At 64.0% G+C, this 18,943-nt stretch carries 18 protein-coding genes; 7 read left to right on the top strand and 11 right to left on the bottom strand.

The annotated features are described in order from the left end of the window. Positions 1 to 68: 68 nt before the first annotated feature. The 10 genes from JL811_RS04640 to JL811_RS04595 all read right to left on the bottom strand — a co-directional run bounded on the left by JL811_RS04640 (position 69) and on the right by JL811_RS04595 (position 9,031). A complete protein-coding gene (locus tag JL811_RS04640) occupies positions 69 to 782 on the bottom strand; it encodes a c-type cytochrome (RefSeq protein ID WP_202687286.1) in 714 nt (237 codons plus the stop codon). Positions 783 to 786: 4 nt separating this feature from the next. Further along, positions 787 to 2,277 carry a c-type cytochrome gene (locus tag JL811_RS04635; RefSeq protein ID WP_202687284.1) on the bottom strand — a complete coding sequence of 497 codons (1,491 nt, stop codon included), beginning with the start codon at positions 2,275 to 2,277 and terminating at the stop codon, positions 787 to 789. Further along, positions 2,261 to 3,544 (bottom strand): sulfite dehydrogenase, encoded by a 1,284-nt coding sequence (soxC, locus tag JL811_RS04630; protein ID WP_202687282.1) that lies wholly within the window; start codon positions 3,542 to 3,544, stop codon positions 2,261 to 2,263. Before soxC ends, JL811_RS04635 begins: the two co-directional genes overlap by 17 nt. Positions 3,545 to 3,567: 23 nt before the next feature. Next, positions 3,568 to 5,259, bottom strand: a complete 1,692-nt coding sequence (gene soxB / locus JL811_RS04625; RefSeq protein ID WP_202687280.1) for a thiosulfohydrolase SoxB — start codon at positions 5,257 to 5,259, stop codon at positions 3,568 to 3,570. A gap of 135 nt (positions 5,260 to 5,394) precedes the next feature. Further along, a complete protein-coding gene (soxA, locus tag JL811_RS04620; protein ID WP_202687278.1) occupies positions 5,395 to 6,258 on the bottom strand; it encodes a sulfur oxidation c-type cytochrome SoxA in 864 nt (287 codons plus the stop codon). 34 nt (positions 6,259 to 6,292) lie between these two features. Then, positions 6,293 to 6,622, bottom strand: coding sequence for a thiosulfate oxidation carrier complex protein SoxZ (gene soxZ, locus JL811_RS04615; protein WP_202687277.1), 330 nt, complete (start codon positions 6,620 to 6,622; stop codon positions 6,293 to 6,295). A 19-nt stretch (positions 6,623 to 6,641) separates the two neighbouring features. Further along, positions 6,642 to 7,058 carry a thiosulfate oxidation carrier protein SoxY gene (gene soxY / locus JL811_RS04610; RefSeq protein ID WP_202687276.1) on the bottom strand — a complete coding sequence of 139 codons (417 nt, stop codon included), beginning with the start codon at positions 7,056 to 7,058 and terminating at the stop codon, positions 6,642 to 6,644. A gap of 67 nt (positions 7,059 to 7,125) precedes the next feature. Next, complete coding sequence (gene soxX, locus JL811_RS04605) at positions 7,126 to 7,599, bottom strand: sulfur oxidation c-type cytochrome SoxX (protein WP_202687274.1); 474 nt, start codon at positions 7,597 to 7,599, stop codon at positions 7,126 to 7,128. A 116-nt stretch (positions 7,600 to 7,715) separates the two neighbouring features. Further along, complete coding sequence (locus JL811_RS04600; RefSeq protein ID WP_202687272.1) at positions 7,716 to 8,279, bottom strand: SoxW family protein; 564 nt, start codon at positions 8,277 to 8,279, stop codon at positions 7,716 to 7,718. 14 nt (positions 8,280 to 8,293) lie between these two features. Next, complete coding sequence (locus JL811_RS04595; protein ID WP_202687270.1) at positions 8,294 to 9,031, bottom strand: cytochrome c biogenesis protein CcdA; 738 nt, start codon at positions 9,029 to 9,031, stop codon at positions 8,294 to 8,296. A gap of 193 nt (positions 9,032 to 9,224) precedes the next feature. Here JL811_RS04595 and JL811_RS04590 point away from each other — a divergent pair, with 193 nt between their 5' ends. From JL811_RS04590 to JL811_RS04560, 7 genes are all read left to right on the top strand, one after another. Further along, on the top strand, positions 9,225 to 9,578 hold the full coding sequence (locus JL811_RS04590; RefSeq protein WP_202687268.1) for a thioredoxin domain-containing protein: 354 nt from the start codon (positions 9,225 to 9,227) through the stop codon (positions 9,576 to 9,578). 214 nt (positions 9,579 to 9,792) lie between these two features. Next, entirely contained in the window at positions 9,793 to 10,077 is a 285-nt protein-coding gene (locus JL811_RS04585) for an ArsR/SmtB family transcription factor (RefSeq protein WP_237684842.1), read from the top strand. A gap of 95 nt (positions 10,078 to 10,172) precedes the next feature. Then, positions 10,173 to 11,219 (top strand): YeeE/YedE family protein, encoded by a 1,047-nt coding sequence (locus tag JL811_RS04580; RefSeq protein WP_202687264.1) that lies wholly within the window; start codon positions 10,173 to 10,175, stop codon positions 11,217 to 11,219. A 4-nt stretch (positions 11,220 to 11,223) separates the two neighbouring features. Beyond that, complete coding sequence (locus JL811_RS20245) at positions 11,224 to 13,068, top strand: ATP-binding protein (RefSeq protein ID WP_202687262.1); 1,845 nt, start codon at positions 11,224 to 11,226, stop codon at positions 13,066 to 13,068. Then, positions 13,065 to 14,432 (top strand): sigma-54-dependent transcriptional regulator, encoded by a 1,368-nt coding sequence (locus JL811_RS04570; protein WP_202687260.1) that lies wholly within the window; start codon positions 13,065 to 13,067, stop codon positions 14,430 to 14,432. The genes JL811_RS20245 and JL811_RS04570 overlap by 4 nt, the downstream gene beginning before the upstream one ends. A gap of 314 nt (positions 14,433 to 14,746) precedes the next feature. Beyond that, positions 14,747 to 15,724: a TAXI family TRAP transporter solute-binding subunit gene (locus tag JL811_RS04565; protein ID WP_202687258.1), complete on the top strand. Its 978-nt coding sequence runs from the start codon at positions 14,747 to 14,749 to the stop codon at positions 15,722 to 15,724. Between the two features lie 80 nt (positions 15,725 to 15,804). Beyond that, positions 15,805 to 18,069: a TRAP transporter permease gene (locus JL811_RS04560; RefSeq protein WP_337924715.1), complete on the top strand. Its 2,265-nt coding sequence runs from the start codon at positions 15,805 to 15,807 to the stop codon at positions 18,067 to 18,069. Positions 18,070 to 18,144: 75 nt separating this feature from the next. Here JL811_RS04560 and JL811_RS04555 read toward each other — a convergent pair whose 3' ends face one another. Next, positions 18,145 to 18,900: a DeoR/GlpR family DNA-binding transcription regulator gene (locus tag JL811_RS04555; protein WP_202687257.1), complete on the bottom strand. Its 756-nt coding sequence runs from the start codon at positions 18,898 to 18,900 to the stop codon at positions 18,145 to 18,147. Between the last annotated feature and the right edge of the window lie 43 nt (positions 18,901 to 18,943).

The raw sequence follows: 18,943 nt of genomic DNA, 5'->3' as shown, positions 1-18,943 counted from the left end.
GTTTCCTCCCTGTTGCGATTCTTGGGGCGGCCTTCTTTGCCGCCAGTCTTGCGGTCCTTGGCGGATCGTCATTCCCCGTAAGTAGCGTAAAATGCTGCCAATGCGGCGATTTCCTCATTCGAAAGCCTGCCTGCCATCATCTGCATCACCGGATGTTCGCGCAACCGGGATTTGTATTCATGCATGGCGGTGACGAAATCCTCTTCCGGCCAGTTCAGGATTGACGGGATGCCATCATCGGACCCGTCGCGCTTGTGGCAGGTGGAACATTCCGAGGAAAGATATTCGCCATATTCCGCATCCCCCTCAATGGCGAGGATCTCGGGCGGCAGTTGCGGTTCGGTCCGGGTGGCGGTGGGGGCGGATTCGGGAATGTCCTGCGGCTGATCGGACCAGTCGCGCAAAAAGGCGATCAGCGCGCTGCGGTCATTTCCATCCGTCATTCCCCGAAAGCTCATCCTTGTGCCGGGAAGAAAACCGCGCGGATTTTCGATATAGGCATCCAGCCGCTCGATGGTCCAATCGGTCCCGTCCGCGCCCATCTGCTGCATCGGATTCGAATAGCGGAACCCGTCCAGCCCGCCCAGCCGGCGTCCGAAAACCCCGTTCAGGTGCGGGCCGATGCGGTTGACCGCATCGGGGCCGATCTGGTGGCAGGCCGCGCATTGGCGCTTGAACAGCGTCGCGCCGTGTTCGGCATCGCCCAAGGGATCGGCCTTCACCCCCGGCGCAAGGCCAAGGGTGAAGGCAAGGCCGGCAAGAAAAAGGCGTCGGCCTGTCATGCGGTTACTCCGTCAGGCTGGAAAGATAGGCGATGAGGGCGGTGCGGTCCTCTTCGTTCTTCAGCCCGTTGTAGGACATTCTGTTGCGCGGAATAAAGCCCCTCGGGTTTTCGAGGAAGGAGTGAAGGGAGTCTGCATCCCAGACCAGCCCCTCTGCGCCTGCATCCGTCATCGGCTTGGAATAGCGGAAGCCGTCTGTCGTTCCCGCGACGCGCCCGACAATGCCGTTCAGTTGCGGGCCGACGCCATTGGCGGCGCCTTCGCCGACCTTGTGGCAGGCCGCGCATTTGCGAAACTGCGTTTCCCCTGCGGCCACCAGCGCCGGATCAAGACCGGCGCTTTGCTCCGGCTCCGACTCGGGTTCGGCAGCGGGGGCCCCGGTCTGTGTTTCTGGTGCAGGCTCTGCCGGGGTTTCGGTCACGGTTTCGGCCTGTGCGGTCATCTCTGCAGGCGCGGCGGGTTCGCCCGATTCGGCTGTGGCAGGCAGGTCGATCACCGGCATCGTGCCTGCCGGGCGGCCATCGGCATCGGTGGGCGTCACGCCCAGATCGACGGCGCGTCTTGTGACCTGCGGCGCGGGTCCGCAATCGGTCATGCAGGGTTCGCCCGAAAACAGCGGATATTCACTTTCCGCGCGGTCATCGACATAAAACCCGGCGGCATTCGGCAGGGTGATCTCGGTGAAATTCTCATGCGTCAGCACGAAATCATCTTCGACCACACCATTGGAATAGAGCAGATAGGCGGTGATCGCATAAGTATCGTCAACCGACAGCGTCTGCGCCGCGCCAAAGGGCATCGAGCGGTGGATATAGTCATAGACGGTGGACAGATAGGGCCAGTAAGAGCCGACCGTCTTGACCGGACGCTGATTGGTCAGCGAGCCGATGCCGCCCGCCAGAACCGGCCAGCTGTCGATGCCTTCGGCAAAATCGCCATGGCAGGCACCGCAATATTCGACAAAGACCTCTTCACCGGTGGCCACATCGCCTGATCCTTCGCGCAGCCCCTGCCCGTCGGGCAGCACCGCGACATCCCATGCCAGGATCTCTTCGGGCAGGGCCGTGCGGCCAAGGCCCAGCGGTTCCCGCGCGATTGTGGGTTCTGCTGATGTGGTGGAGGGCGCAGGGTCAGGGGTGGTTTCTGCCGGGGCGTCGGCCTGTGCCAGAACGATTTCCGCTTCGGCGGCGGGAGCCTCTGCTTCTGCCTCTGTCACTGCATTGGCTGCGGGCGCCGGAGTGTCTGCAGGCGGGGTCAGGGCCGTTGTTTCGGCAGCGGGTTCCGCTGCCGCAGCGGGGGCCGGGTCTGCCGCCGGGGCGCTTGCCGTTGTCGTTTCCGGGGCTGCTTCGGCGGCGGGCGGGACGGCCTGGGCCGCCGCCTCAACCGGGGCGGAGTGGCTGGAAGGACCGGCAATCGCATGGAAGGTCGCGACCGATCCGGTCACGGCAACCGCGACAATCCCCAGAATGGCAGGGAACTCAAGCGATCTCGACATTTTCAACCTCCCCGTCGGCGCGCACCCACCATGTCTGGATTGCGTTGTTGTGATAGACATTGTTGGTGCCGCGAATGGCCCGCAGCGCGTCCTTGGTCGGCTGGACATAGCCGGTTTCATCCATGGCGCGCGATTGCAGCATCATCTCGGACCCGTCCCAGTCGATATCCAGATGGAACCGGGTCAGCGCCTTGGATTTGGCATCGCCCGAGATGCGCGCGGTCTGCCAGTTCACACCGCCATCCAGCGAGACATCGACGCGGGCAATCGCGCCATTGCCCGACCATGCCAGCCCGGTAATGACCAAGGGCCCCGTGCCATGACGGATCGGCACCTGCGGGCTGGGTGAGGTGATGACGGATTTCGCATCCATCACCCATGTCCATTTCCGCGCCCGCCCGTCGGGCATCAGATCGGTGTATTTCGAGGTTTCCTCACGCCCCTCGACCGCCTGATCGTAAACCCCGATCCGGCGCAGCCATTTCACCCACATATTGCCTTCCCAGCCCGGAACGACCAGACGGACGGGGTAGCCATGTTCCTTCCGCAGCGCCTCGCCATTGGCGTAGAAGGCGACCATCACATCGTCCAGCGCCTTTTCCAGCGGGATCGAACGGCCGTTGGAGGAGGCATCCGCCCCTTCGACATAGATCCATTTGCCTTCCGTCTGTACGCCGGCCTCGGCCAGAAGGTCGCGCAGCATGACGCCGGTATATTCCATGTTGTGGATCATGCCTTGGGTGAACTGGCAGCCCTCAAGCTGCGCGCCGCCCCATTCCATGCCGCCATTGGCCGCGCATTCGCAAAAGGCGGTCATCACATGGCGGGGAAAGCGTTCCAGATCGGCATAGGTAAAGACCAGCGGGCGGTCGACCAGCCCGTTGATCATCAGCCGGTAATCGGCCTTGGACAGCTCAATCGCGCCGGAATGGTGCCGCTCAAACGCGCAGCCCTGCGGGGTGATCGTGCCCTCAAGCGCGTGGATCGGCGTGAAGTTGATGGATGAGACCGGGCTTTCGGTCAGCCATTCGACATTGCGGCGCACCACATGGCTTTCGAAATGGATCGGGCTGCCATAGGGATGGGCGTCAACGGCATCACCGAAAAAGGACGCCCAGTCCTGCACTTCGGTAATCAGCGGATCGGGGTCGGCGGCCCGTGCAGCAGCGGTCGCGGCAACAAGGCCCGCGCCTGCGGCAGCACTTCCGCGCAGGAAGGCCCGGCGGGAGCTTCCCTTGCCCCCCGTGGTAATGGGTTCGTCGGTCATCGCGAACGCTCCTTGGTTGTCTGTCAGACCCCGGTCACCTTGACCGAGCTGTTGGGTTCAAGCTTGACGGTGCCGATCTTGCGGATATGGCTTTCGACCACATCCCAGATCTGCGGCCCTTCGGTTCCCTCATTCACCGAGGCCCAGCCCGCGACGACGTAATTGCGCGCGGGGTCGATGGGTTCACCGGTTTTCAGCAGGGTCATGTTCGAGATGCGGCTGCCCATGGCTTGCGACACATCAATGTGGAATCCCATGCCGCCGACCCGGACCATATCGCCGCCCTGCTGATAATAGGGATCGGGGTTGAACAGGTTGTCGGCCACGTCCTCAAGAATCACATTCAGGAATTCGCCCGTCATTTCCGTGCGATAGCATTCACCATAGGTCATAGACGTGACGGAATGGATATCCTCGCGCGTGATGTCGTCGCCGGGCAGCAAGGATGCACCCCAGCGGACACCGGGGGACATGACGATTTCCGCGTCGCGTTCCGACAGCATGGCGTCGCAGATCAGGTCATCCCATGTGCCGTTGAAATTGCCGCGCCGATACAGCAGGCTTTCGGTCTTGCCGATCACCTCTTCCAGCTGGTCCTTATAGGGCGCGCGACCCTCGTCGATCAGGCTGGCCATTTCGGGATCGGGCGCAATCACATCGGAAAAGATCGGGATCAGCTTGTGCCGGAAGCCCATCATCCGCCCGTCGCGCACATCCAGATCGACGCGGCTGACGAATTTGCCATGGCTGCCCGAGGCGATAAGGATGGTTTCGCCCACCAGCACGGGTTCGGGGATCGCATCATGCGTATGCCCGGTCAGGATCACGTCGATGCCGGTCACGCGGCTGGCCATCTTGCGGTCGACATCAAAGCCGTTATGCGACAGCACGACGACCAGTTCGGCCCCTTCGGCGCGGACTTCATCCACCATTTCCTGCATCCGCCCGTCGCGGATGCCGAAACTGTATTCGGGGAACTTCCAGCCGGGATTGGCAATCGGCATATAGGGGAAGGCCTGCCCGATCACCGCGATCTTCACGCCGCCGCGTTCAAAGAACGTATAGGGGTCGAAGGCAGGTTCATCCCATTCCGCATCGAAGATATTCTGCCCGAGGAAGGGGAAGGGCAGGCCGTCGACAATCTCCTGCACGCGTTCTGTGCCGAAGGTCCATTCCCAGTGTGAGGTCATCGCCTCGACGCCAAGGCGGTTCATGACATCGACGACATCCTGCCCCTTGGTGATCAGCGAGGTCATCGAGCCATGCCAGGTATCGCCACCATCCAGCAGGATCGCCTCGGGCCGGTCGGCGCGGATGGCATTCACCACCGTCGCGACGCGGTCCATGCCGCCCATGCGTCCATAGGTTTTCGCCAGTGCGGTGAAATCGCTATGGGTCAGCGCATAGGCCTCGGGTGAGCCTTCGGTCAGGTCGAATTCGCGGATGAAGTCCAGTCCGGTGATATGGGGGGGCAGGCCCTTCACCTCACCGACACCGATATTGGTATCGGGTTCGCGGAACCAGATCGGTTTCAGATGGGCATGGATATCGGTGATATGGACCAGCGTCACATTGCCGAATGTGTCGAATTGCAGCAACTGATCCTGCGTCAGGCGTTGCTGGGCGGCCAGACGCGACCAGTTGCCGATGCCCGAGACGCCGACAATGGCCGAAGCCGCAACCGATGCCTGAAGAAACTCGCGGCGCGAGATCATGGTGTTCTCCTGTATTCCGGCAAAGATCCATCCCGCGCCCAAGGGCGTTGTTTCCGGCCAGTGCCTGCCTTGAAAATGTCCAAACAAATGGTCTGAAGGTCCCCGGGCGCGGGTGGTGCGCCCGGGAAAATCAGGTCAGTGGCGGACCGAAACGCCTTCGACCGCCAACCCGTTGCCGCGCGAGGCGACGTAGAGTTCCAGAGCCTTGAATTCATCCGATCCGGAACCGAAGGTCTCGGCGCGGGTGTCGCGGACGCAGCCGACGAAACGCTGCCGCGCAGTGACAAGCCCGGCATCCTTCAGCCGGTAAACCGGGAAGCCGTTGATCTGTCCCTGACTCAGATGGTCCGAGCGGATATTCAGCCCGTAATTGTCCTCATGGCAGTTCGCGCAGGACATCTCAAGCTGGCCATACCGGGTGTAATACATCTCTTTGCCCTGTTCCCAGAAGGGCGCGGCAGGGCCGTCGATGGCGACATTCACGATCTCGCCGCGCGACTGCATCGAGATCAGCGCAAGCAGATCCTTCATCGGCGCCGAGGTCATGCCAAGTGCCTCGGCCCCCATGCGGGTCGTCACGCAGTCATTGACGTAATCCTCGATCGACATGACCTTGCCTGTCGCCTCATCGACGCGGGGCGTCACGGCGCGCAGGCCCTTCATGCTTTCGGGCCCTTCATGGCAGGACGCGCAGGACTTGTCCTCGGTTCCCATCGAGGCATTCCAGCGATCCAGACCGCGATCCACGAAGATCATGCCGGGATTGTCGAAATCATCCATCTGCATGGCGCGGGTGTCATCCTCGCGGAAATGCCAGCCCGACCAGATCGTGTCCATCACATCCTGAAGATGCTCTGGCGCCGGGGCCTGGGTCACGATCTTCAGGTCGCCGTCGATGATGAGTTCATCATCAACCGGGTCGGCAGAGGCCATGCCGGTAACGGCAAGACCAAGGGCCACAGAGGCGGCCAGAACGTTCCGGATGGTCCGCGGCTGCATATCGTTTCCTCCCATTGGATATGTGGCTGCTCGATCAGGCGATGGTGATCGGCTTCACGTCTTCGTAGACGGAGCCATCATCATCATACCAGGTGAACTTGATGTCGCCTGCTTCCTCGATCACCGCTTCGAACTCGATATAGGGATTGGTCGAGATCGCGGGTTCCAGCGTCATATCCAGCACCATCTTGCCCGCGACTTCACAGGTGAAGCGGTTGATGATGGCACGCGGAATGACCGCGCCGCTGGAATCCTTGCGCAGACCGGTTTCCATCGGATGGCTGATGAGGGTCTTGAGAACGATACTCTCACCCGCCTTGGCGGATTTCGGAACGCGGACACGGGGTTTGACGTCGTTTGCCATGGTGTTTCTCTCCTCTCGCTCAGCCGCCGCAGCCGCCGATTGTCACCTTCACCTCGGATGAGGCGCGGGCGAACGAACCATCGGCCATCTTGGCGATGGCGATGACATCCTGGGTGGTGGCCAGACGCATCCGCGTCGAAGCTGCCTGCGCACCGGCCGCCTCGCCGAAGTTGAACTGGCACACACCCGGGGTCGGGTTGCCGGCGGCGACGATCAGGATCGACGTTGCGCCGGGGGCGGAAACGCTGACCGGGACGGTATTGCCGTTCTCGGCGATTTCAGGCGCGGTCAGGGTCACGCCCGCATCACCGACAGCCGCGCCGCCGGTGAACGTGGCAATCGCCTCTTCGACGGCGGCATAGGCGGTCATCGGGATCGCTGCGGCAGCGACACTGCCGATCGCCAGCACAAGCGCCTCTCTTCTGGACAGTTTCATCGGGTTCTCCTTTGTCGGGTCCGGCAGCAAAGGCCGGAAATACTGGGTCGGAATTCGGGTCTTTATCTCATTCCTTGAGCGTCATGAGATAGGCGACGATATCCTCGACCTGCTGGGCGGACAGGATCGGCGGCAGGGGCTCGGTCCCTGCCTTGCCGGTATAGGCGTCACCGGGCCGCACATAGGGGCCGGATTTGTAGAAGGCAGGCATGAAGCTGCCATCGAACATCATCTTGGCATTGGCAACGATGCCGCGCAATTCGGCCTCGGACCAGCGGTCGGGCGCACCGTCAAGCGGCGGGGCGATTGTGCCGTGGAACGGATAGGCCTCAAGCGCGGTCACGCTGTGACAGGCAACGCAATTGCCCAGCGATGCCGTTGTCATCGCCTTTTCGCCCGCGACCGGATCACCGGGCGTGCCGGTCAGCGACGTTTCAATCGCACCATCAGTATAGGCCACATTTTCCGGCGCGACCTCTGCCATGGCCAGAGAGCCGGCGAAACCCATCGCGGCAAAGGCCAGAATACCCTTGATTGTCATGGATGCAGACCTCCCTCTGTCCTCCGAATCCAATGGTAGACCAGGCATGCCGATGTATGCAATGAAGATATTTAAATTCTTGCATGTTTGCGCCGGGTCATCCTGTCAGGCCGCATTCACTGAACCATGCGTTCTGCCAGATACTTTTGAAAATGCTCACCATTTTCATATTTCTTGTCGCGCACCCATGTCAGGAGTGCCGCCGTCGTGCCCTTGCCGAAAGCCCCGGGCATCGAGACGATTGCGGCATTCTGGGCGGTCTGACCTTCGTTTACCACCTCAGGCATGAACATCATCGTGGGCGTGAAAACAACACCCCAGCGGCGGGCCATGTCCTTTTCCGGCAGGGTGGTTCCGTCGAAATCGGTCACCTCGATATCGCCGAACAGGTTCATCTGCACCACGAAATAGCTGTCGCGGATCAGGCTGTCGATCTCGGGATCGGGATAGATCTCTTCATGCATCTGCGTGCAATAGATGCAGCCGCGCTGTTCCCACAGGATCAGCAGGCGCTTGCCCTCGGCGTTCGCCTCATCCAGATCTTCCCGCAGGTCGCGGAAGGTTTCGCGCAGCCAGTCGGGTTTGTGCAGGCCGTCATCCCCCAGTTCGACAGCCCCTGCAGGGCCGGACAGGGCCAGTGCTGCGGCCATCAGCAAGGGCAGGGCGAGGGTTCTGAACATCGGGACCTCCAGTTTCAGCGGAGCGTGCCGCTCCAGTCGAAGTTTCGGATCATGAAATCGGCGATATAGGCAACCGAATTCGTGGCGATCAGCACCGCAAAGACGATCAGCATGACGCCCATCAGTTTCTCGACATGGCCGAGATAGCGGCGGTTTCTGCCGACAAAGGCAAGGAAGGGCCGGGCGAACAGCGCGGCAATGACGAAAGGCAGCGTCATGGCCAGCCCATAGACCAGCAGCAGCGTGCCGCCCTTGACCAGATCGCCCGAGGCCGAGGCCATGAACAGGATCGCGGCCAGTGCCGGGCCGACACAGGGCGTCCAGCCAAAGCCGAAGGCCAGCCCCATCACATAGGCCCCGATCAGCGTCGTCGGTTCGGCCTTCGATTCAAGCCGCGCCTCACGATAGAGGAACGGAATGCGGATGATCCCGAGGAAATGCAGCCCGAAGATCAGCAGGACCGCCGCCGCGACATAGGACAGCACATCCTTCCACTGGATGAAGGCCTGCCCAAGGGCCGTCGCCCCCAGCCCCAGTAAAACGAAAATCGAGGTCACACCAAGCGCGAAGGCCGAGGCCTGCAGCACCAGCCTGCGCTGCGCCCCGGGGGCGATCTGGCCGTCGCCGCGCAACTCCTGCATCGAAAGACCGGCCATATAGGACAGATAGAAGGGCACCATCGGCAGGATGCAGGGCGACAGGAAGGACAAAAGCCCCGCCAGCGCGGCGCCGCCGTAACTGATATCAAACACGGGCGCTCTCCTCCTTCCAGCGGCAGGCTTGCGCCTTCGCTGATTCATATTACAATGTGATGATATTTCGGGAGGGCCGTCAATCATGTCCGTTTCTGCGCAGTTGTCCGGGCGGGCCGGGGCTGGCCTGCGGCCCCGTGCCGGCAAGCGGCCGGGACTGTGGGGGGGGCTGCGGGCGGCTTGCGGGGGATGGTTGCTGTCTTTCTGCCTGCTTTGGGCGGCGCTGCCCGCAGGCGCACAGACATCGGATCTGCGGCTTTACATGGTCGAACAGATCGGCTGCATCTATTGCGAGATGTGGAACGAACAGGTCGGGGATGCCTATCCGCTGACCGATGAGGGGCGCGCGGCGCCTCTGGAACGGCTGGACCTGCGCGCGCCGATGCCGCATGGCGTGAATTTCCGCTCCCGTCCGGTCTTTACCCCGACCTTCATCCTTGTGCGTGACGGGCAGGAGATTGATCGGATCGAGGGCTATCCGGGGGAGGATTTCTTCTGGGGGCTTCTGCGCATGATGCTGGAACGGGCCGGGGCCCAGACCGGATGACGGCTGTGCCGACCCTGAACCGGGCAGCAACCGTCCGGCGGGAAGGCTTTGCAAAGTCGCGGGGCCGCATGCAATACTTCGGAAAAGAGGCCCGGCGGCAGGTCGGCAGAACACAGGGCGGGCCATGGCGCCAGATTCGGTCAGGATAGTGAAGGACAGTGCCCCGGAACCCGAAGCGGGTGACGCAGACTGCGCGACCGTTCCGCCCGAACGGATGATGGAAGCCGCGACCGAGGCGGCCAGCTTTCTCAAGGCGCTGGCGCATGAGGGGCGGCTGATGATCCTGTGTCATCTGTCCTCCGGGCCGAAAAGCGTGACCGAGCTTGAAACGCTGCTGATGTCACGGCAGGCAGCGGTCAGCCAGCAGCTTGCCCGCCTGCGGCTGGAGGGGCTGGTTTCGGCCAGGCGCGACGGCAAGGCGATCTTCTACTCGATTCAGGACCCGAAAGTGAGCCGCGCCGTCGCGCTGGTCTATGACATGTTCTGCAATCCGGGCTGACGAGGGGGCCGAGATCCTGCGCCCCATTCGGGGATGGGGCAAGAAAAGACCGGATAGGGCCCTTCGCGGCCCGTCCGAAGGAGGGGGGAAAGACGATGGAGGAGCTTCCTTTCGGGGTGCTGGCGGCCCTTGCCGGTCTGGTGGGCGGCGTGGTTCTGGGGCTGGCCGCGCGGCTGGGCGATTTCTGCACGCTGGGCGCGATCGAGGCGGCGGCTTACGGCGCGGATCAGCGGCGGCTGCGGCTTTGGGGTGTGGTGCTGGGCGTCGCGATCCTTGGTACCTATGGCGGGGCGGCGCTGGGGCTGATCGACATTGCGGGCACCTTCTATCATCAGATCGCGTGGAACCCGCTGGCCTCGGTCTTCGGCGGATTGCTGTTCGGCTATGGCATGGCCATGGCGGGCAATTGCGGTTTCGGCGCGCTGGTGCGCTTCGGCGGCGGCGATCTGCGGTCGCTGGTCGTGGTGGTCGTGATGGGCATTTTCAGCTTTGTTGCCCTGTCCGGCCCGCTGGCCCCACTGCGCCTGATGCTGTTCCCGCAGGCCGATGCCGCATCGGCGCAGGGCATCGCGCAGATGGTCAATGGCGCGACGGGGCTGCCGCTCTTGCTGGTCGCGGGGCTGATCGCGGTGGCGCTTCTGGTCTGGGCGCTGACCCATGCGCCGCTGCGCACCGCGCCGAAGATGGTTCTTTGGGGTGTGGCGGCGGGGCTGGCCGTGGTCTGGTCCTTCGCCGCGACAAGCGCGCTGAATGATGCAAGTTTCGCCGCCGTGCAGGTCGAGGGGCTGTCCTTCACCGCGCCCCTGGGGCGTTCGCTGATCTGGCTGATGACCTCAACCGCCGGGGGGATCACCTTTTCGGTGGGCGCGGTTGCGGGGGTCATGCTGGGCGCGCTGGCCGGATCGCTTTGGCGCGGCATGTTCCGCTGGGAGGCCTGCGAGGATCCGCGCGAACTGGGTCGTCAGGTCTCGGGCGCCGCCATGATGGGCGTCGGCGGGGTGATCGCGCTGGGCTGTTCGGTCGGGCAGGGCGTTTCGGCCTTTGCCACGCTGGCCTGGTCGGGGCCTGTCACCCTTGCCGCGATCGGGGTCGGTGCGCTTTTCGGATTGCGCCGCCTGATCGGCGGCTTTCAGCCGGAATAGCGCGGTGCGGCGGGCCAGTGATCGCATCCGGGTTGCAGTCCTTCTGCTGCTGGCGGGCCTTGGCATCGGGGTTGCGGGCTGGTTGGCCTATGGCCATTCCAAACGGTTGTTTCTGGAGGATACGTCGCGCCGGGGCGACAACGTGCTGCAACTGGCGGTGACGACGCTGCGCGGCCAGATGGCGCGGTTTGAACGCCTGCCGCAGCTTGTGGCCGAACATGCGCTGATCAAGGCGATGGCGAATGACCCTGAAAACCTCGGGCTTTCCGGTCTCGTCAACCTGCACCTGAAGGAAACGCAGGAACTGCTGGGCGCCTCGGACATCTATTTCATGGATCTGAAGGGGATGACGCGGGCGGCATCGAATTTCGATACCGAAACCTCGTTCGTCGGGGGGAATTTCGATTTCCGCCCCTATTTCTATGATGCGGTGGCGGGGGGTGAGGGGCGGTTTTATGCGCTGGGCACGACCTCGCGCAAGCGGGGCTATTATTTCGGCGCGCCGGTGCGGGTGGGCGGGTCGATCCGTGGCGCGTTGATCGTCAAGATCGACCTGGATGCGGTCGAGGAGGCATGGCGCGGCGATGATTATGCGCTGATGGTCACCGATCCCGAGGGGATCCTGTTCCTGTCCTCGCGCCCTGAATGGCTGTTCACCGCGCTGGCCCCCCTGACCGATGAGGCGCGCGCACGGCTGGCGGCGAACCGGCGCTATGTCGATGCGCCGCTGGATCCCTTCCCGCAGGAAGGCATGACCGAGGTGGCGGGCCAGTCGCTGCTGGCCGTGCGCGAAGGACCGGTCCGGCGCGATTATCTGCATCTGGCTGCCCCGATGCCCGAGGCGGACTGGACCATCCGCGTGCTGCTGGAAACCGCATCGGCCCGCAGGCAGGCGCTGACCGTGGCAGGGGCGGTGATGCTGGCCCTTGCGCTGGGGGTGATGGGGATGGCGGTGATCGCGCAGCGCCGCGCCCGGTTGCGGGAGCGGTTCCAGTTGCAGCAGGCCGCGCGCAACCATCTGGAACGCCGGGTCGAGGAACGCACCCGCGAACTGGCCGAGGTGAACCGGCGGCTTGAGGGTGAGGTGGCCGAGCGGCGGCTGGCCGAACAGAACCTGCGCCGCGCGCAGGATGATCTTGTGCAGGCGGGCAAGATGGCGGCCCTTGGCCAGATGTCTGCGGCGCTGAGCCATGAATTCAACCAGCCGCTGGGCGCGGCCCGGACCTTTGCCGACAATGCGCTGATCCTGTTGGATCGCGGGCGCACCGGGGATGCGCGTGGCAATATCGATCGCATCCTGTCGCTGATCGACCGCATGGGCAGTATTTCAAAACATCTGCGCAGTTTCGCGCGTTCGCCCGATCAAAAGTTGAAAGCCGTGTCCCTGCCCGAGGTGGTCGAGGCATCACTGGAGATTGCACAACTGCGCCTGCGCGCGGCGGGGGCAGACCTGACGATCGCCCTTCCCGACGGACTGCCCCAGGTGGTGGCGGGTCCGGTGCGGCTGCAACAGGTGCTGGTCAATATCCTGACCAATGCCGCCGATGCGGTCGAGGGGGGCACGGATCGCCGCATCCGGCTTGAGGCCGATACCACGGATGAAGGCGTGCGGATCCGGGTGCGTGACCATGGCCCGGGCGTGCCGCCGGGACTGGCCGAGCGGATCTTCGATCCGTTCTTTTCCACCAAGGGCGTCGGCAAGGGGCTGGGGCTGGGGCTGTCGATCAGCTACAACATCGTCAAGGATTTCGGCGGCAATCTGCGGGTTGAGCCGGCGACGGGCGGCGGTGCGGTCTTTGTCATCGACCTGCGCGCCGCCGGGGCCGAAGTCGCGGACCGCGCGGCATGAGTTTCGGGCGGGTCTTTCTGGTCGATGACGAACCCGATCTGCGGGCCTCGACCGCGCAGGCGCTGGATCTGGCGGGCTTCACCGTGCAGGAATTTCCCGGCGGCGACCGGGTGGCCGATCTGGTCAGCTTCGGTTTTCCCGGGATCGTGCTGACCGATATCCGCATGCCGGGCATCGATGGCCTGACCCTGATGAACCGCATCCATGAGATCGACCGCGAAATTCCGGTGATCCTGATTACCGGGCATGGCGATGTGCAGCTTGCGGTGCGCGCGATGCGCGAAGGGGCGCATGATTTCGTCGAGAAACCCTTTGTCGCAAGCCAGTTGGCCGAGATTGCCAGCCGGGCGCTGGAATATCGCAGACTGGTGCTGGAAAACCGGGTGCTGCGCGCCTCGGCCGGGCAGGCGGATGATGTGGAACAGCGGCTGGTGGGGCGGTCCAATGCGATGATCGACCTGCGGCGGCGCATCCGCACATTGGGGCCGACCGATGCGGATGTGCTGATCGTCGGGGAAACCGGATCGGGCAAGGAGGTGGCCGCCCGGGCGCTGCATGATCTGTCACCGCGCGCGCGCCGCCCCTTCGTCGCCATCGACTGCGCCAGCCTGCCCGCTGCGCTGATCGAAAGTGAACTTTTCGGCCATGAGGCGGGTGCCTTTCCCGGTGCGATGCGCCCGCGCTATGGCAAGTTCGAACATGCGCGCGGCGGCACGGTGCTGCTGGATGATATCGGGTCGATGCCGCTTGAGGTGCAGGGCAAGCTGTTGCGCGTCATTCAGGACCGGGCGATCACCCGGCTGGGGTCGAATGAGGTCTATCCGCTGGATGTGCGGTTCATGGCGACAAGCCGCGTGCTGCTGGAGGCCGAGGTCGCGGCGGGGCGGTTCCGGGCGGATCTGCTCTATCGGCTGAATGTCGTGACGCTGCATGTGCCGACACTGGCCGAGCGGCGCGAGGATGTGGCGCTGCTGTTTCTCAAGCTGCTGGAAGAGGCGGCGGGCCGTCATCGCCGCGATCCGCCCGAGGTGCCGCCCGCGATGATCGCTGCGCTGTCGTCCCGCGACTGGCCCGGAAATGTGCGCGAATTACGCAATGCCGCCGACCGTTTTGCACTGGGGCTGGGGCTGGGCCTTGACGCGACCGGCCCTGACCGTGGCGAGGCCGCCCCGCCCCGTCTGGCCGACCGCGTGGCCGAGTTCGAGCGGCGTGAGATCGAGGCGGCGCTGGCCGCGCATCGCGGCGCCTTGCGCCCGGTCTATGAAACGCTGGGCCTCAGCCGCAAGACGCTGTGGGAAAAGATGCAGAAATACGGAATCGACAAGGCCGCCTATGGCGATGCCACCGAGAGCGACGAGGGCTGATTCCCTTGCAGTGGCGTTGCAGTCCGGGGGCAGGTCCGCGGACAGGTCAGCGCACACCCCGGCACGGATGCCCGGCAGGCGTCGCGGCACCGGACGGTGATCTGGCGGCGTGATGGGGGTATCTCCCCCCGTTTTCCGGCGCTGATGTTACGGTTTCCACCCATTCACCGGCCCGTGATCGCGCAAACATCCCTCGGACCCCGCTGATATGGTTGATCGGACCCCTCCATCCATGTCTTGTAGAACCGTATCCGGCGGGTTTTCCCGACGGAGCCGGGGCATTGGCCCTGAAGCGGAATCCTTGGGAGGATCACATGACAATCAAAATGCTCGCTGCCCTTGCGGCGGCTGCGACCTTTGCCGTGAGCGGCGCACAGGCGCAGGACATGGACAAGACCGGTTGGCCGAATTCGATGACCATCGGCACCGCCAGCCAGGGCGGCACCTATTTCGTCTATGGCAACGGCTTTGCATCCTATGCGGCCGAAAGCCTTGGTATCGCCGCGACCGGCGAAGTGACCGGCGGCCCGGTTCAGAACGTGACGCTGGTGGAAACCGGTGACCATCTGATGGGCCTTGTCACCATGGGCCCGGCCTATGACGCCTGGATGGGCAAATCGGAACTGGCGCCGGGGCTGGAGCACCGCTCGATCCGCGCGCTGTTCCCGATGTATCAGACCCCGTTCCAGGTGATCGCGCTGAAATCGTCGGGCATCACCTCGGTTTCCGATCTGGGCGGCAAGCGCGTTTCAGTCGGACCGGCGGGCGGCACGCCCGGCACCTACTGGCCGCAATTCATCGAAGCGCTGGGCGTCACCGCGACGATCTCCAATGCCGGGGCCGCCGATGCGGCCGGTCAGCTTGGCGATGGCCTGATCGACGCTTTCGCCTTTGCGGCGGGCGTTCCGATCTCGGCCTTCGCGGAACTGGCTGCCAGCCAGGATGTGGTGATGTTCGGCTTCAACGACGAAGAACTGCCGAAAGTTCTTGAGGCCTTCCCGGCCATGGCACCCCTGACCATTCCGGCGGGCACCTATGCGGGCCATGACTATGACCAGAACACGGTCGCGCTGTGGAACTTCGCCATCGCGCATCAGGACATGCCCGAAACGCTGGCCTATGAGATCACCAAGCTGGCGATGGACAACCCCGAGCGCATGGTTCAGATCCACGCGGCGGCGTCCGAGACCCTGCTGGAAAACTGGGACAAGAACAGCTTCATGCCCTTCCATCCCGGCGCGGTGCGCTATCTGGAAGAAAAGGGCCTGACGGTTCCTGACAATCTGAAGTGATCTGACACGGGACCGGGCCGTTTTGCGGCCCGGACCCTGCCCTCCGGCATGGCCCTGCGCGGGCCTGCCGGATCCGGCAAATGACGGCCCTGCGGGCACCGGATACCGGCGAGGAGGCCGGGGCGGACCCGCTTTCCAAGACATCTCTTGATCCCAGGGAGGATGCGATGACCGCCACCGAACAGGATGCGCCCGGTCCAGAACTCATTGCCGATGGCGTGGATAAGGAAATCTACGCCTCGAACCAGCGCATCCCGGTGGGCATGACGCATCTGATCGTTGCCGGGCTCTGCGTGGCCTATACCGCCTTCCATGTCGGCGTTATGAACCTTTATCCGCTGGAACCCTGGGTCTACCGGCTGATCCATGTCGGCGGCGGGCTGGCGCTGGCCTTCATCCTGTTTTCCTCGGGGATCTTCAACGCGGACCAGACGGACGGACGGCCCGGCATGGCGCGCGGCAGCTATCTGACCCTGATGGCGCCCGGCGCGGCGCTGGTTTCGCTGGCCTTTCTTAAGGTGGTTTCGATCTATCTTGTCGGCGGCGGGGCCGATGCGGCAGCGGCCAAGGATGCCATTCTCTGGAGCTTTGGCTATCCGCTTGTGGCGGGCACGGTCTGGCTGATGGTGATGGGCTGGTTCCTGCCGGGGCGCGACCGCGCCCGGATCGACCTTGCCGATGCCTTCCTTGCGGTGGCTGCGGTGACGGTCGCGCTGTACATCATCTATCACGCGCCTTTCCTGCGGCTGCGGGCGGGTACGGGTCTGGCCAAGGATGCCGATATGTTTGCCTCGCTGGCCGGGGTGATCCTGATCCTTGAGGTGACGCGGCGGCTGGCCGGTCTGGCGCTGGTCATCATCGCGTCGGTCTTCGTGCTTTACAGCTTTGTCGGGCCGTGGCTGCCGGGGATCCTTGAACATCGCGGCTATTCGATGTCGCGCTTCTTTACCTATATCTACACCGATCAGGGTATCCTCGGGCCGACGACCGCAATCTCCTCGACCTATATCATCCTGTTCGTGGTCTTCGCGGCCTTCCTGCAGGCCAGCCGGGTGGGCGAATATTTCGTCAACTTCGCCTTTGCGGCGGCAGGCGGGGCGCGCGGCGGTCCGGCCAAGGTGGCGGTGTTCGGGTCGGGCCTGATGGGCATGATCAACGGCACCTCGGCGGGCAATGTCGTGGCGACCGGGTCGCTGACCATCCCGCTGATGAAACGGGTGGGCTACAAGCCGCAGACAGCGGCGGCGGTTGAGGCGGCGGCCTCCTCGGGCGGGCAGATCCTGCCGCCGATCATGGGCGCGGGCGCCTTCATCATGTCGGAAATCACCGGCATCGCCTATTCCGAGATCGTCATCGCGGCGATCATCCCGGCGGTTCTGTATTTCATGAGCGTCTATTTCAACGTGGACCTCTATGCCCAGAAGTTCGGGATGAAGGGGCTGCCCCGCAGCGAGCTGCCGCAGTTCCGCAAGCTGGCGAAACAGGTGTATCTTTTCCTGCCGATCATCATCCTGATCTCTGCGCTGTTCATGGGTTATTCGGTGATCCGCGCGGGCACGCTGGCCATGGCTTCGGCTGCGGTCGTGTCCTGGCTGACGCCCTACAAGATGGGCCCGAAGGAAGTGCTTTATGCCTTCGAGATCGCCACCAAGATGACGTTGCAGCTTGTGGCGGTCTGTGCGGCGGCGGGCGTGATCGTGGGCGTTATCGCGCTGACCGGGATCGGGACGCGTTTCTCGTCGCTGCTGCTGGGGCTGGCGGATCAGAATCAGGGTGTTGCACTGTTCTTTGCGATGGTCGTGTCCATCGTGCTGGGCATGGGGATGCCGACTACGGCGGCCTATGCAGTGGCGGCAAGCGTGATCGCGCCGGGCCTGATCCAGATGGGGATCCAGCCGCTGACGGCCCACTTCTTCATCTTCTACTTCGCGGTGATGTCGGCCATCACGCCCCCCGTGGCGCTGGCGGCCTATGCCGGGGCGGCGATTGCGCAGTCGGATCCGATGAAGACAAGCGTCGAAAGCTTCAAGATGGGGCTGGCGGCCTTTGTGGTGCCCTTCATGTTCTTCACCTCGCCTGCGCTGCTGATGCAGGGGGAAATCGGTGAGATCCTGCATGTGTTCATCTCGGCAGCCTTCGGGATCTATCTTCTGTCCTCGACTGTGCAGGGTTGGTTCTTTGGCCCGCTGTCGCTGCCTTTGCGCGGTGTGTTGATGATCGCCGCGCTGGGGATGATTGCCGGGGGATGGCTGACCGATGGGATCGGGCTTGCGGCGGCGGTGCTGGTCTGGGCGGTGCAGAAACGCTTTGTGCGGCCTGAGACGGTGGCGCGCGGACGCGACTGACCCTTCCGCAGGGATCCGCGGAAAACCATAAGGCCGCGCCCTTCCGGGGCGCGGCCTTTCGCATGGCCGGACGGGTCAGGCCGGCAGCAGCAGCGCGGTGCCCGCCTGTGCGGCAGCGGCGGCAATGGCGGGGGGCGGGGCGGCATTGGTGGCCAGCACATCCAGCCGCGCAAATCCGCAGACCGTGACCAGCCCGCGCCGCCCGAATTTCGTGGCATCGGTGGCAAGGATGCGCCGTTCGCCCCGGTCCAGCAGCGCGCGGCCGAATTCGGCCTCGGCCTCGTCATAATCCATGACCTCACCCGCCTCGACCGCCCCGGCGGAAATCACCACATGCGCGGCGGAGTAGCCCTGCACGAAGCGGATTGCCTGCGCCCCCAGCACCGCGCCCGAATCGCCGATGATCTGCCCCCCGGCCAGAAAGATGCGGTTGCCCTCACCACCCGACAGGGTACGGACGACATCAGTGGAATTGGTGATGACCGTCAGCCGCCGGTGCCGCGTCAGCGCCCGGGCAAGGAAACTGGTCGTCGTGCCCGTATCCATCATGACCGTTTCGCCATGGCCGATCGTTTCGGCAAGCCTTTGGGCAATGGCCTGTTTCGCGGTGGCATTCTCGCGCATGCGGCGGCGGAACGGGGCCTCTCCTGCCGGGGAGGACAGGCTGATCGCGCCATGCATGCGCAGCACGGTTCCACCCTCGACCAGCGGGCGCACATCACGCCGCACGGTTTCCGAACTGACGCCCATCGCCTCGGACAGGGCGGCAATCGTGACGGTTCCCTGCGTGTCCAGAATGCGCAGGATTTCGGAATGGCGTTTGGAAAGCATGGGGCCCTCGTGGCGGATTGCCCGAATTGCGGGCACATCCGCC

This window comes from Szabonella alba (assembly GCF_016765775.1).
In the GTDB taxonomy this organism is placed as follows: domain Bacteria; phylum Pseudomonadota; class Alphaproteobacteria; order Rhodobacterales; family Rhodobacteraceae; genus Szabonella; species Szabonella alba.
This window is presented reverse-complemented; position numbering and strand designations above follow the sequence as displayed.